Here is a 14,125-nt window from a genome sequence, read left to right on the forward strand (position 1 = left end):
CAACTGCTCTTCAGCTGGTGGGTGGTGTGGTGTGGTGTGCTGGTCAAAGACGGTTCGTTGCGCGGAGCCGGGCCAGGGTGCGGCGGCCTCGCTCGACGAGTTCCGGATCGCCGTGGGCGGCGCCGTATTGGATGCCGGAGACGGCATCCAATACGGACAGGACGACCAGGTGCTCTTCTTCGGCGAGGGACAGGGGGCGGCCGTAGCCGGTCATCAGGGCCTCGTGCAGGTCCGGCCGTCCGTGCCAGGCGTCGGACAAGCGGACGAAGTCCCTGACGGCCGAACCGCCTTCGCTTCTTTCGAAGTCGATCACGTACAAGATGCCCGTCGACTGCTCCCAGCGAAGGTTCCGCCGCTGGAAGTCACCGTGCGTGGGAACCCTCTCCAGGGCCGGCAGACCAGCGGCCCCCTTTGCGGTGGCACGGATGAACGCCTCGTCCCCGGGCTCCAAGTAGGCGCGTGCGCCGTCGAGGTGCCGTTCCAGCTTCTCGAGCGGCAGAGAGTCGGGGAGGGGCGGCAGTGCCGGGGCGCTGCGGTGAATGGTTGCCGCGAGCTGCCCGATGCAGTGGAAGATCCGCCGCTCCTGGTCGGGCGGGTGGACGGCGCCGTGCAGGGAGCGGCCTGGCACCGTGGTGATGACGATGGCCCGCAGTGATTCGTCGGCGGCCACCAGACGGGGTGCCAGCGGGCCCAGACGGGGAACCCAGCTGCGGTATGCGGCCAACTCGCGCTGGTGGAAGCGGTCGTTCTGGTGGATCTTGACAAACCACACCCAATCCTCGGCATCGCGTGCCCGCCACACCTGACTGCCCTTGCGTGCCCAGGAGACATCCGTCCAGCCGGTGATCCTGCCGACCGCCCGCTCGACGAAGTCCCGCACCGCGTCCTCAGGGACCGTGCTGCTTGGACCGGCGTCGGGCACGAGGCGCAGCCGGTCGACGGCCGGGGCGTAGGCGATGGGATCGCCGGGCTCCTGGAAATGCAGGGCCATCCGGGCTCCGGCCCGGTAGGCGTCCAGCCCGGCCCGGCAGTAGGCCACCATGGGGTGCGGCAGCGCGTCGAGCGGGAACCAGCCCATGGCGTCGCACCGGTCCGGCTCCATGACGCGGGGGTTGCCGCGCCAGTGCCGGACCTCGAAGAAGAACCCGACGCGTGCGCCCCCGCCGGGGGAGCGGTGGTGCACGGTGACGGCCGCGCGGATATCAGCGGGGTCGACGATGACGCTGGTCTCCTCGCTGGTCTCCCGCACGAGCGCGGTGACGACATCCTCTCCGGGGTCGAGGTGACCAGATGGGAGATGCCACAGTCCTGTCGCGTAGACGTCGCCGGCCCGCCGGGACAGGAGCACTTCGGGGCCGGCCGCGGTATCGCGGACCGCGACCAGGTGCACGTCCAGCGGCTCGGTGTGCCGCCCCCCGCTCACCGGTCACCGCCGGGGCGGCGCGCGAGCAGCATGGTGAACACGGCGTCCTCGACGAGCCGTTCGCCTCGGGCGTGTTCCTCCAGCAGCAAGTGGGCCTCCTGCTCGAACCGTGCGTGCTGATCGCCGAAGAGCGCCGGGCGGGCGAAGCTCGTGCTGCGTAGATAACCGACCACGGCTGCGGGTGTCCACGTGCGGCGGACCGGGATCCGGTGCTCGCTGACGTCGCTGAACGCGGACTCGGCGAGGTCGTCCTCGTAGCGGCGCCCCGGCTCGGTGTACGCCCCAGCGGTGCCGGCCCGCCGCTCGGGGCCGAGGTAGGACTGGATGAGCCGCTGCAGATCTGCCGTCCACTGCGCTTGGTAGGTCCAGAGGCTGCCATCCCCCATGATCGCCACGCCGGCCCCGGGAGCGGTGACGCGGTCGGCCATCGTGAGGACCGCGGGGCGGGGCATCCAGTGAAACGCCCGCGCGCAGGTGACCAGGTCCGCTCGGTAGCCGTCGAACGGCGGCGTGAAGTCCTCGGCCCGCACGCAGTGGAAGCCAGCGGGACTGTCACCCAGGAGCGGGGCGAGGGTTTCAGTGGCCTCGCGGAGCATCCCTGGGTCCGGATCCACTAGGTCCAGGCGGGCCTCATGCGCAAGAGCGGGGAGCAGCGCAGCTGCAACCTGCCCGGTCCCGGAGCCGAGATCGAGCACGACAGGCCGAGCGACACCTCTCACTGTGCCGACGAGTAGGCGGACCGCTTCGGACGGGATGCCCGGCCGGTATCGGGCGTAATCGGCCGCCGCAGAGGCGAACAGGTCCCCGGACTCTTCATCCGGGCGGCCCCTCATGCCTGCTCCAGCAGCGCGCGCAGCGCGGCGGCGTCCGCCTGGAGCTGTACTTCGTCCGGGCGGTTTGTATCTAGGGCCGTCCACGGGAGCGGCCCGCCTGGCGCCGGGTCGGCGTGGTCGGCGTAGCGGGGAACGATGTGGGTGTGGAGGTGGGGCACCACGTTGCCGAGGGTGGAGTAGTTCATCTTCATCGGCTGGTAGAACGCCGTCAGGGCCTTGCCGAGCGTGAGGGTGTCGGCCCAGTACGCGGCGGCGTGGGCGTCTGAGAGGTCGGTGGGCTCGGCGACGTGCGGTGCGCCGCGGTGAATGAGTACGCAGTAGCCCCGGACCTGGCCCGAGCGCCACAGGTAGGCGTTGGCCACTTCGCCCTGGTGGAGCAGGATGCCCAAGCCGATGTCTTCGGCGGCGAAGTCGTTGTCACACATGGGGCAGCCCTGGCCGTCGCGGTGGCGGAGGAATTCCTCGGACCACCCAGCCGGTCGACTGGGGCCGTCGGCGGGCGGGGGAACGGGGTGCCGTTGCTGGGTCATGGACAACTCCCGAGCGATGGAGACGTCTGGTGGGGGACGGCGGCGAGCGGGGGCAGCGTCCAGGTGAGGGCCATCCGGCCGGGACCGGAAGCGACGCGCTGCGGGCCCCCGCCGTCCGGAATATCGACCCGGTACGTGTCCGGACGGCCCGCCCGCTCCCAAGCGTCGTGGACGTTTTCGAGTTCGGCCCACACATCACGCGGCCCGTGCACGCGGACCGTGCCGTCGCCGGGGCCGACCACCGCCCAGGAATCCTCCTCCGGGGCGACGATGGTCATCGTGTCGGCCTGGAAATCCCTGACCAAGCCCGGTGCCAGGTACGCGGCGGCGATCCAGAAGCCGTGGGCGTCATCGTCGGGCGGCGCGAGCCGGGTTGGGCGCGGTCGGCCGGGGTCAGCCTTGACCTTGGGCCGGTGGGTCACGGCGGTGAGCCACTCGTAGCCGAGCAGGGGCCGGTGGCCGCGCGGCCTGCCCGTCAGCACCGCCTGAAGCCTGCCCTTCATCGTGCGAGTGGCGCGCATCTGACCTGGCCAGCTGGGCGTTCTGGTCACGAGCGTGGTCAGCAGCGTTCCGCCGGGGGCGAGCTGCTCCACCCAGGCCAGCGGGATGCAGGGCACGCCGATGCCGGAATGGATCCGGTCATACGGTGCCCCGGTGGCGTGTCCGTTGAGCGCGTCACCTTCGACGACCGTCGCTCCCAGTCCTAGCCGGTCCAGGTTCCGCTGGGCGAACACGCTCATGTGCGGATCGCGTTCGACCCCGGTGGCACGGCCAGGGCCCGTGATGGCAGCGGCGAGCGCCAGGGAGATCCCCGGACCCGAACCAAGGTCCAGGAACCGCTGCCCGCAATCCAGTTGGAGGCATTGCAACACCTCGACGGTGGCAGGGGCGTAGGTGCTCATGGAGGTCATGTGGCCGCCGGTCACCGGTCCTCGGCGAAGGGCGTCCAGCGGCTCGCCGTCGCGCTGGAGCAGGACGGAGTCGCCGCTGTGGACGAGGTCGAGCCACTCCGCTTGGTCGTCGGGGTGCGAGCCGTCGAGGAGCCGCCAGTCGATCGGATCCGCGCCTGGGCCGCTGACCCGGACGTATGCGTGGGGGAGAAGGACTTCCCGCCGCACACGTAGGAGGGCATCGCGCAGCCGCGGGTCGGTCAGCACGCCGTCGGCGACGAGGCGGTCGACCATCGCGGTGCGGGCGGCGGCTGTTGCGGCGAGCAGGTCAGCGGACATCCTTGGACGGTGTGACGTGCTCGATGCAGAACCCTCTCCTCCTTCCTGACCGGTTGGGCCTACGGCCGTTCTTGCAGTGCTTGCACCGCAAAGCGCGGGTGTATCCGGGATCTGTGCGCGGTGTTCGCAAGAGGAGTCCGGCTGTTGGGCGGCTTCAGGACCAGGCCGGTGCGTGTCCATCTCCGGGGCGCTCACTTCCGCCGCTCCCAACCGATCTCGGTATACAGCCGGCCGGCACGAATCCCCTCGATGGCCGCTCGGGTGTAGGGAACGGTCGGCTCCGGCAGGCCGTCGACAGGCCACCAGGCCCAACGCAGGCACTTGTCCGGCTCCAGCACGCGGGGCTCGCCCTCCCACCGGCTGGCCCGGAAGAAGAAGCCCACGCGCGGGACGGCGTCCTCGTGGTCGAGGAGGTGCACCGTATGCACGAGGACGAGGTCCTCCTCGGCGACGACCAGCTTCGCCTCCTCCCGCGCCTCCCGTGCCACGCAGGTCCGGGCCGGTTCTCGTTCCACATGGCCTGCCAGCAGATGCCACTGGCCGCCCGCGTATGCCGAATCCGGGTGCCGCTGCCCGAGCAGCACCATGCCGTCCCGCTCCAGGTACAGGTGGCCGCCGATCACGTTCAGTTCCGCGCTCACGCCGTACCACCTCCGCCCACCGCGGGATTGTGCTGTCCGTCGCCGGAGGGGGCGGCGCCGGGTGAAGGTGAGGGGGAGGGGGCGGGTGGTTGCATGAGTGGATCTCCTGGAGGGGAGGGGACGGGCTGGGCTTCGGGCATCTGGAGGAGGCCGCGTAGTGGGGAGCGGTAGAGGACCACGAGGGGGACGAGGAGCAGGCAGGTGCCGACGAACAGGGTGGGCCGTACGCCGATCTGTGTCCCGAGGCTGCCCGCGACCAGGGCGGCCACCGGCCGGGCGCCTGAGGTGAGCCAGGTACTCACGGCCTGCATGCGGGCCTGCATGTCATCGGCGGTGACGACCTGACGAATGGAGCGCTGGGTGGTTCCCGCCGCTGCGGCAAAGGCCAGCTGGAGAAACAGGGCGGCGCCGATGCCGGTCTGCCAGGCCACGGTTGGGGACGCGAGCAGCAGCGGGATCTGGGTGAGCGGGGTGAGCGCGAGCGCGACGAGCATCATCGGCCCGGGCCCGTACCGTCGCGCGAGCGCCGGGGCGGCAAGCGCTCCTGCCGCCGCGCCGAGGGCTCCCAGCCCCAGGACCACGCCGAAGGCGGTCGGGCTCATCGAAAGGGACTTGAGCAGGTACAGGGCCCACAGGGTGTTGAGGAGTGCCAGGGCGGCCGAGGTGGTCGCGTTGACCAGGGTCAGCGTGCGCAGCCGGTGGTCACGGCGTACGTACCGCAGGCCCTCACCGATCTCGGTGTGCAGACGGTGGCTTCCCGCTCGCGCCCGGGTGGTCTCGCGTGTCTGGATGCGGGCGGTGCACCAGGCGCTGACGAGGTAGGAGCCGACGTCACCGAGCAGTGCCCGGGCCGGTCCGAGGAGCGCGGTCAGGGTGGCGCCGAGGTTGCTGCCGGCGGTGGCGGCGACGGCGAACAGGGCGCCGATACGGCTGTTGCTCCGTTGGATCAGGGACCGGTCGACCAAGCTGGGCAGGAGACTGATCGCGGCGGCATCATGCAGCACCCCTGCCGCACCATGCACCGCAGCGACCACCATGAGCTGGACCAGGGACAGCCTGTCCAGCGCCGCCGCTGCGGGCACGCTGGCCAGCGCGGCGGCGCTGACCAGATCTCCGGTGATCATCTGCTTCCGTTTGGAGCGCCGATCGGCCAGTCCTCCGGCGTGCAACGCCAGTAGCGCGGGCGGGAGTTGGCCCATGAACGTGATCCAGGCAACCTGAGCAGGGCTGGCATCCAGTTGAAGAACGGCCAGCACGGGCAGAGCCATCGAGCTGATCGAGCTGCCGGCCACACTGGCGGCCTGGCCGGTCAGGTACCGACGGAAGTCCTGGTGCCGCCACAGCGACGTCCGCCCGGCCGACGAGACGGGGTCACACGAGGAGGACATGACGTACCCCCTCGGATCCCGTCGGGCGCACGCCCGGCACGACCGTGGCTGCGTGATCGCGTTGCTCGGGCATCCCAGGCATTGCAGTGTCCACGGCCGGGTCGTTGCCCCGGATACAGCCGCGGAGCAGAACCCCCTTCCGCCGCAGAAGGGGGGTGTCACATGGTTGGGCGCCGGTCAGCACATCGGCATCCGGACGGGCCGGCATGACGGTGTGCTGTGTGCTCACGACGGCGGACAGGTTTGTGAACACGATGCTCTTCCGCGGGCGTGTGCTCATGCGGATGCCTGCCGCTGTGCGCCATCGTCCCGGGCATCCGAGGAGACCTGGCACGACAGCAGCTGCCGGAACAGACCCGGTTGCTCGGCCAGCTCTTTGTAGGTGCCCTCCTGCACGACCCTGCCCTCGTCGAGAACGACGATCCGGTCGGCCACGGCGACACTGGTGATGCGGTGGGTCACCAGCAGTACCACCCGGTCCCGGGCAAGCCCCCGTAGCCGCTGGAAAATCCGGTACTCGGCAAGCGGATCGAGGTTCGCGGTCGGCTCGTCAAGGACCAAAAGCCCCGCCTGGCGGAAGAACGCCCGTCCGAGAGCAATGCGCTGCCACTGGCCCCCGCTCAGTTCCTCCCCGTTGAGCCACTCGCGGGCGAGAAGGGTGTCCAGGCCGGCGCCGAGCTTGTCCACGACCTCGTCGGCGCCGGCGGCCTCACACGCCTCACGTACCGCCGCGTCGCCACGCGCCGTGGGCTGTCCGAGGGTGATGTTCTCCCGCACGGTCAACGGCCAGCGCGCGTAGGTCTGAGGTACCAGGGCCACCTGCTGCCAGAGCGCCTGCGGCTCGGCGTCGCCGGTGGGAACGCCGTCCCACAGCACCTGACCCTCGGTGGGCAGGTACAGGCCACTGATCAATTTCGACAGCGTCGACTTACCCGAGCCGTTGAAGCCGACAAGGGCGGTGACCTCGCCCTGGCGCAGGGTGAGCGTGACGTCGGACAGAGCGTCTTGGCTCTTGCCCGCGTACCGGTGTGTGACCGACTTGATCTCGATCTTCTTCGGCGGCCCCGGGCGATGCGCACCCCGGCGCATGCGGAACCCTCCGGCCTTGTCCAGGAAGCCGCTCCAGTCGTCCATGTACAGGCCGGTGCGCACGGCGCGCGCCCCTACCGAGACCAGACCGCGGACCGACTGGCCCACCGTCTGCAAGGCGAAAACAGCCGTCCCGGCGTGTCCGACGCTGATGCGGCCGGTGGCCAGCAGCCACACGACCGCCGCCCATACGACCGCCGAACCCACGCCGCCGCACAGCGCGCCGATCAGGGACATGCGGGCCCCCTTATCGGCGGCGGCGCGGTCCTCGCGGTTGATCCGAGCGACCGTCTGCCGGTACCGGCCGGAGAGGAAACCGGCCATGGTGCCGGCACGGATCTGGTCGGCAGCCTCCTTGGTGTAGATGTGCCAGCGCAGGATCGACAGCATCCGCAGGTCGCCGTTGCTGCGCAGATTCGCCAGGTATCGCACCCGTGCGGCGCTGACCTGGGCCAGGGCCTGCGGCAGGCTGGCCGCGATCAGAAGGGGGAGAAGGACCCAGTGCACGCCGGCCAGCACGATCGCTCCAGCGACGAAGGAGGCCGACGAGGCGATCAGGTCCTGCCCCTCGTCGATCAGGTCCCCGGTGACCTGCGCCCCGCGGTCGGCGGCTTCGCGGTCGTGGTTGAAGTCGGGCTCGTCATAGGCGCACAGCTCCACCTCGGCGCAGCCGGTGAGGAGCATCTGCTCGGCCTCGCGCGACATCAGCGGGCCCAACCGGGAAGACAACCAGGAGACGGTGATTCCCAGAAGGGCGCGTACGCCGGCGGTGCCCGCCAGCAGGGCCACAGAAGGCCACGCCTGAAGAAGCCGCTGGTAGACGTCTCCACTGGTCAGCAGGGCGGTCAGGGTGCCGCTGATGGCGACCAGGCCGAGGGCTTGCATCACGCCGGTGACGGCCTGGCAGAGCAGGAGACCGATGGTCGCTCGGCGGTCGACCCGCCACGCGAGAGCCAGTGACCGGCGTACCAACTGCGGCAGCCGCCGGGCCATATCGCGCATCCTGATCGAACGGCCGGCCGCTTCACGGCTGCCCGTCAGATCGACGTACCGCATCTGCGGCTCCCTGGCAGCCGTTTCCGATGGCTCATCCGGCTCGGCTGTAGAGGACGCGTCGGGCCCGGTCGTCGGTCCGGGAGGCAACGAAGAGGGTGTGGACTCCAGCGGGGCGGTGCGCGGCCCCGGGATGTTGTCGGGTGATGCATCGGTGGGCTCACTCATGCTGCCCACCTCGTATCCGGTCGTGCTGCGCGCTGGGCGGCGGCGTCAACTTGCCGCCCGGATCGTGCGGAGCGCGGGACAACCGGCATAGGACGTTCGAATGCGGCGAAGGGATTCGCAGGGACGGGCACAGGGTTCACGGAGTCCTCCGGATGGACGCACGAGGGGTACTGGTGCTCTAACAACGGCCCCCGGACGGGTCTGTCACGGGCAGATCTGGGGCAGATAGTGGACGGATGTTCTATTGGATTGCAGGGGTCAAGCGGGCCTTGTCGTGGGTCGCGCCTGTGTCGCTCGAACAGTTGGGATCACCCTTTCGAGGTGTTGCGGGGGGTCCCGTCGGGCGCGGTGCGGGCATGGCAACCAGGAGCAGCGGCGGCGGTGGCGTCGCTGCTCTCGACCTGGAGTGGGTCAGGTTCCGGTCTGCTCCAGCGCCGCGTTCCATGCGGTGAGGGCGTCGGGGCCGGAACGCAGGAGCGGGGCGACAGGATTGGTCAGGTACTCGTGCTCGACGAGGTAGAGGCCGGCGGTGCCGGCGTAGCCGGGAAACAGTTCGTTGAGGCGGGTCATCACGGTCTCCGGCGCGGCGTCGTCAGCGTCGAGGAGGCTGCGCGCAAGGATCTTGCGGTTCCACACGTCGATGCCGAAGACGGCAGGGTCGCGGGAAGCGTGGGAGGCAATTACCGCGGCGGTGTAGGGGCCCACTCCTTTGATTTCCTGGACGGCCTCCATCAGGTTTCCGGCGGCCTTGAGGTCCTCGGTGCTGTGGTCGCGGAAGTAGGCCGCGTAATGCGGAAGGCTTTTGGCGCGAAAGCCCAGCCGGTCCCGTTCCTTCAGCGTCTCCGGCGAGACGTGGGCGATCTCGTCTGGGGTGAACCAGGCCCGCAGCGTGATCCCGTCGAAGTGGACGAGACGGCCGTAGTGGACCAGCAGGTTGCGGGTCATCTGGGCGGTGCGGCCGATGGTGACGTTCTGCAGCAGCAGGGCGATCACGGCGATCTCGAAGTGGTCCTCCGGGCACGACTGCCGCATCCCGCCCAGGGCTGCGAGTGCCTCGCGCATTGCGGGCACGCGAGACGCGAGTTCCGCGAACGCCGCCTGGTCTTCGTCCAACCCGTATGAAGAGATGAGCCGGCGCGTCAGCTCCTCGCGGTAGGCGGGCTTGAAGTCACCGTCGGTGTAGATGTCGGCGATCACGGTGCGGTCCTCGGCATGCAGCCGGACTCCGACCACGAGGTCGCTGACTCGGAAGGTACGCCAGCTGCTGGACTCGGTGTGTGCTTCGAGGCCGGTGGCGTAGTGGGACGGCTTCCAGAAGGTGTGCAGGGCGTTGAATGGACCGTCGCCGGTGACGGGCAGTTCGAGGGTGTCGGTGTGGTCGAGGGTGCGGGGGTTCACGTCATGCTCCTGGGTGGCGGCCGTGGGTCGCAGGGGGCCGCCGAACAGCTCGTGTTCGGCGTCGGAGACCTGCGGATCGGCCATCGTGACCGGGCCGAAGAATCTCTTCACCGGGCGCCTCCCGCAGGCCAGTTGATGGCCCGGTAGGACGGGCCGTGGGTGAGCATGTGGAAGATGGTGGCGGTGTAGGGGTGACAGTCCGGCGACGATCGTTCCATCGGCACCCAGAAGAGCCCTTCGTGCTTGTGTGGCTCGGCGTTGTACGGCTCACCCGTCCAGGACTGCGCCACGAACACGGCGGTGATCCGGTCCAGGCCATTGTCGGAGTCGTGGTGGTGGATGAGCCCGCAGAACTCCTGCTGCTCAGCAGTGATAACCCCCACCTCCTCCATGGCCTCGCGTCGCGCAGCATGGTCGAGTGGTTCGCCGACTTCCAGGTGGCCGCCCACGACAGTGAGCTGTCCCGGTGCGAGGGCGGCGTCCAGTGCGCGGGGTACGCACAGGGCGGTGCCGTTCGTACGGAGCAGGACCTGTGCCACGTCGGCGATCAGCTGGTGAGGCGAGTCGCTCACGGGCGGCCCTCCTGTACCAGGCGTTCTACGGGTGTGCCGATCATTGGTCACGAGGGCACCGCCGTGCCGAAAGCTATAGGTGAGGACGGAGGACGGGAGAGGTGTGGGCTGCGTCATGCCAGGTACCTCGTATCCGGTCGTGACCCGTCGGCGAGCAGAGATGCGCGACCGGAGGTGAGGCGAAGGCTGGCGCCCGAGGAGGTAACGGCATTTTCGAACGCAGGATGAACGAGTCCAGGACGGCGTACGGGATGCACGGGGACTCCTCGGGGCGAGATGCGGACAGGTGATCGGGTAACGGCGGTCCTGCTGTAGCCGTAACGGGTGGAGGGGGGCGAAATCTAGAACGCGATTTCGAATACCGGGCTCTCTCCTTGTGCGGTCGGGTGGGGCGGGCTGTGATGCAGTGTTCGATCACTCATGTGGGTTGCGGTACCTCCTGCGGGGGATTGCCGGGGGGCGCTTGGTCAGTCATCGCGTGGCGAGGTCCGGGCGGAGGGCGATGGCGTCGCGAAGGAAGCTGCGCTTGGAGTAGAAGGTGTGCTCGGCGGCCCAACCGTGACTGGCGAGGTACTCGCAGAGCCAGCTGTCGATCCGCTTCATCTCGATGAGGATCTCGTCCTGGTCGTGGTCGAGGATGCTGCGTGAGCGGAGGTACTCCAGCTCGCACTGGGAGAGCACCACGTCGGGGGCCGCCAGGAGGGCGCAGCGGTCGAGGAAGATGCCGTAGACGTGTCCGGTGCGCAGCGACTCGCACTGGATGTCGTAGCGGACGCGCTGGAAGGGCGGCATGGCCCGGACCTGGAGGTTCAGGTCTTCGCGCAGGAACGTCTCGAAGCGGTCGGGGGTGATGTCGAGGCCAGGGGTGAGTTCCTCGCGGCGGGCGAAGGCGTCCTCGGTGAACCACTTTCGCTTGAGCACGTGCCCGGCGGTGACGGTGGGGATGAAGGAGGCGTAGCCGATCTCGGGCTCGGGGCCGGTGACGTCGAACAGATGGTTCTCGGTGTGGTGGATCTGGAACTCTTCCCGGTACTCCGGACGGCAGCCTTCCAGCTTGCCGTCGCGCAGGGCCTTGAGCAGTTCCATGGACGCGGACCAGATGTCCGGTGCCGGGTCGAGGGTGTACTTGATCTCCAGCTCGGTGCCGGAGAAGTGCTTGCGGAAGTACCGCAGATGGTTGTTGAGCGCCGTGCTCGACTCTGCGTGCGCCGTCAGCACGGGGTCGAACCAGCGCAGTTCCTCGACCGGGCCGTGGCCTACTGGGTCCCGGGTGGTGCGGACGAAGCAGGCGTCCTCGGGGTGGAAGCGGATCTGCGCGTACGCGTGGTAGCCGCCGCCGGGGTGTTCGGCCAGGTAGCACAGCGGCACCAGGCCGGGGGCGGCCTCGGTGCCGACCAGGCCGCGCAGGGCGGGGCCGGCGATGGCGTCGGGGAACAGTTCGCCGCCGTCGATCCTGGCCGCCCCGAGCCGGGTGCCGCCCGGGTACAGCGCTTCGACCGGGCAGGGCCCCAGCGCGTTCCAGCGGACGATCACGGTGGTGGCCGGCCGGCATACCTCCTGCGGTGACACACGTACGAGCACGATCGGCTCGTCTGGTCGCCGTGGCGCGGTGCGGTTGAGGAGGTGGACGCCGCCGAGGACGACCCAGGCTCCCCGGTCCGAGGGCTGCTCATCGGGCACGCTGGTCTCCTTCGTGTGAAGCGGGTGCCACGGGTGATCGCCCTGCAGCCCGAAGGGGCCACCGGGCCGGCCGGACATCCCCGGATGGCTGCCTGCTCGTCGCTGCGACGTCCGGCCGGTTCGTCGGCCTAGGGTGGGGCGGGTGAGTCATGGTGAAGTCGGTCAGGTGATCTTGGACGAGGCTGTTGCGGATGCCCGCCTCGCCGCATGGGAGTTCGACGGTGCACGGGCCTGGCTGGAGGAAGCCCGCCGACATCCCATGGAGCCGCTGGCGGCCGAGGTGTGGGTCACCGACCCTGCTTTCGAGCACGTCCTGCTGGTCAAGCACCGCGTGCGCGGATGGGTGCCGCCGGGCGGCAAGGTGGAGCCGGGCGAGGCGCCGCGTGCGGCGGCGGCACGAGAGCTGCTGGAGGAGACCGGCCTGCGCTGCGAGCTGCTGCCCGAGCCCGCGGCCGTGGCGGTGCGTTCCTACCGGGCCGACTGGTCTCCGACGCTGGGCCTGTCCTACGCCGCGATCGTGGGACGCGACGTGCCGCTCGCCGGGGAGCAGAACCAGCCGGCGGCATGGTTCCGTCTGGACACAGGCTGGGACAGCGTCTTCCCCGAAGACCGCGAGCGCATCCGTGCGCACGCTCGCCGTCTGGCAGCCGGCCGAGCGGTCGGCTCCCGCTGAGGTAGGCCCCTGGCCGCCGTTCACAGGAGGGCCTCGATCCGGTCGAGGTCCGCCGAGGGCAGGCTGACGAGCTCAAGGTCGTGCAGGAAGCGGCACCACACCGGCTCCAGGCCGGGTTCACGCTCGAACTCCTCACGGTCCAGGCATCCGTTGGCGTGCGCGGCGGTCCGCAGCGCGTGCTGCTGCAGCTGGGCCGGGTGGATCCACCGAGGGGCGCGGACCTCCCGGGGCGATGGGCACAGCGACCCGGAAACCTCGGCCTGGAAGATCCACCAGTGGTGGCCGACCGGACCGCTGGGCGCGCGGTGGCAGTGGTTGGGCCGCCACTGGTCCAGCAGCAGGTGCAGGTGGGTGACGGTAAGACCGACCTCTTCGGTGACTTCGTCGCGCGCGGCCTGCTCGGGGCCGCCATGCTCGTCGACGTGGCCGGCGACCGGGGCAATTCCGGCCGGAGGAATCGCCCTCTCGAACACCAGCAGGCCGCTCGGGGAGGAGACCAGTACCCCGACGCTTGCGTGGTCACAGAGGCGGGCCCCGCCGCCGGGAGCCGGGGCGGCCGGAGTCATGCGGCGGCCTCCGGCCGTTGGGCGACGACGACGAGCCAGCTCGTCACGGCCGGGGCATCGGGGGTGGTCATGGCGTAGGCGGTGTCGAGGATCTGCATCCGCTGGGCGTGGGTGAAGTCGCCCTCGGGCCGCGCGAAGACGGGGATGGACAGCCACGCCTTCTTCTCGGCCATGGTGCTGTGCTGGGCGGTGACCTCTGTGCCGACGACCGTCAGTCCGGCTGAAGTCAGCTGCTCGGTGACTGTTTTCATCGGCAGCTTCGGCGGCCTGTCCGCGTCGCGCGGCGGTGGGGTGTATCCGTGGGTCTCAGCGGCTACTTGGCGGATGAGGGCGTTCAGGGTAGGTCCGGTGCGGGTGGACAGTTCGTCGGGGTGCCGGACGCCGGCGAAGCCACCGCCGATGTTGAAGACGAAGCGCCCGCCTGGGCGCAGGATGTGGGCGACGGCCGCGAACACTGCGGCGGTGTCGGTCTTCCAGATCGCGGAGTTGCACACCACGGCGTCGGCGCTGCTGGCGTGCAGGTGGTCGGCGAGCTGTTCGGCCGGGGCAGTGATCCAGGTCAGGCGGGCGTCGGTCAGGGTGCGGCGGCCGACGCGCTGCATCGCGGCGGCGTTGTCGACGGAGACGACCCGGGCGCGGGCCGGGATCAGGTCGAGGATCGCGCGGGCGGTCGCGCCGGCGCCGCCGCACAGGTCGACCACCAGGCTGGCGTTGGCCAGATGACCTCGGCGGGCAAGGTCGCGGCTGGTCGCGTCGTACATGGGGTGGGCGCGGGTGAAGGCGTCGTACGCCTCGGCGTTGCTGTCCTCGTCCCAGCCGAGGATGGCGTCCTGGGGTGCCATGTTGTGTGGCCTCGCTTCTCAGGGCGGCCCGGCAGTGCAG

13 protein-coding genes are annotated in these 14,125 nt (G+C 70.0%); 1 reads left to right on the top strand and 12 read right to left on the bottom strand.

Annotation, left to right across the window (positions count from 1 at the left end; translation table 11 throughout):
- Nucleotides 1-43: 43 nt before the first annotated feature.
- From ACIRPP_RS24470 to ACIRPP_RS24515, 10 genes are all read right to left on the bottom strand, one after another.
- Entirely contained in the window at nt 44-1,423 is a 1,380-nt protein-coding gene (locus tag ACIRPP_RS24470) for a phosphotransferase (protein WP_403646569.1), read from the bottom strand.
- The gene (locus ACIRPP_RS24475; protein WP_403646843.1) at nt 1,420-2,076 is read right to left on the bottom strand and encodes a class I SAM-dependent methyltransferase; all 657 of its coding nucleotides are present in this window, start codon (nt 2,074-2,076) and stop codon (nt 1,420-1,422) included. The genes ACIRPP_RS24470 and ACIRPP_RS24475 overlap by 4 nt, the downstream gene beginning before the upstream one ends.
- Nucleotides 2,077-2,252: 176 nt before the next feature.
- Nucleotides 2,253-2,681 carry an HIT family protein gene (locus ACIRPP_RS24480; RefSeq protein ID WP_403646572.1) on the bottom strand — a complete coding sequence of 143 codons (429 nt, stop codon included), beginning with the start codon at nt 2,679-2,681 and terminating at the stop codon, nt 2,253-2,255.
- 101 nt (nt 2,682-2,782) lie between these two features.
- The gene (locus tag ACIRPP_RS24485) at nt 2,783-4,015 is read right to left on the bottom strand and encodes a methyltransferase domain-containing protein (RefSeq protein ID WP_244162727.1); all 1,233 of its coding nucleotides are present in this window, start codon (nt 4,013-4,015) and stop codon (nt 2,783-2,785) included.
- 191 nt (nt 4,016-4,206) lie between these two features.
- Complete coding sequence (locus ACIRPP_RS24490) at nt 4,207-4,656, bottom strand: NUDIX domain-containing protein (protein ID WP_006143061.1); 450 nt, start codon at nt 4,654-4,656, stop codon at nt 4,207-4,209.
- On the bottom strand, nt 4,653-6,044 hold the full coding sequence (locus tag ACIRPP_RS24495; protein ID WP_403646576.1) for an MFS transporter: 1,392 nt from the start codon (nt 6,042-6,044) through the stop codon (nt 4,653-4,655). Before ACIRPP_RS24495 ends, ACIRPP_RS24490 begins: the two co-directional genes overlap by 4 nt.
- A gap of 276 nt (nt 6,045-6,320) precedes the next feature.
- Nucleotides 6,321-8,189 (bottom strand): ABC transporter ATP-binding protein, encoded by a 1,869-nt coding sequence (locus ACIRPP_RS24500; RefSeq protein WP_403646845.1) that lies wholly within the window; start codon nt 8,187-8,189, stop codon nt 6,321-6,323.
- Between the two features lie 576 nt (nt 8,190-8,765).
- On the bottom strand, nt 8,766-9,863 hold the full coding sequence (locus ACIRPP_RS24505) for a DNA-3-methyladenine glycosylase family protein (RefSeq protein WP_403646579.1): 1,098 nt from the start codon (nt 9,861-9,863) through the stop codon (nt 8,766-8,768).
- Nucleotides 9,860-10,324, bottom strand: a complete 465-nt coding sequence (locus tag ACIRPP_RS24510) for an NUDIX domain-containing protein (RefSeq protein ID WP_403646581.1) — start codon at nt 10,322-10,324, stop codon at nt 9,860-9,862. Before ACIRPP_RS24510 ends, ACIRPP_RS24505 begins: the two co-directional genes overlap by 4 nt.
- 471 nt (nt 10,325-10,795) lie before the next feature.
- Nucleotides 10,796-12,004, bottom strand: coding sequence for a hypothetical protein (locus ACIRPP_RS24515; RefSeq protein ID WP_403646584.1), 1,209 nt, complete (start codon nt 12,002-12,004; stop codon nt 10,796-10,798).
- Between the two features lie 142 nt (nt 12,005-12,146).
- Here ACIRPP_RS24515 and ACIRPP_RS24520 point away from each other — a divergent pair, with 142 nt between their 5' ends.
- Nucleotides 12,147-12,677, top strand: a complete 531-nt coding sequence (locus tag ACIRPP_RS24520) for an NUDIX domain-containing protein (protein ID WP_392366304.1) — start codon at nt 12,147-12,149, stop codon at nt 12,675-12,677.
- A 20-nt stretch (nt 12,678-12,697) separates the two neighbouring features.
- Here ACIRPP_RS24520 and ACIRPP_RS24525 read toward each other — a convergent pair whose 3' ends face one another.
- A complete protein-coding gene (locus tag ACIRPP_RS24525) occupies nt 12,698-13,243 on the bottom strand; it encodes an NUDIX domain-containing protein (RefSeq protein ID WP_403646588.1) in 546 nt (181 codons plus the stop codon).
- Nucleotides 13,240-14,085: a class I SAM-dependent methyltransferase gene (locus ACIRPP_RS24530; protein ID WP_403646591.1), complete on the bottom strand. Its 846-nt coding sequence runs from the start codon at nt 14,083-14,085 to the stop codon at nt 13,240-13,242. Before ACIRPP_RS24530 ends, ACIRPP_RS24525 begins: the two co-directional genes overlap by 4 nt.
- Between the last annotated feature and the right edge of the window lie 40 nt (nt 14,086-14,125).

This window comes from Streptomyces sp. NPDC101219 (assembly GCF_044767675.1).
Taxonomy (GTDB): domain Bacteria; phylum Actinomycetota; class Actinomycetes; order Streptomycetales; family Streptomycetaceae; genus Streptomyces.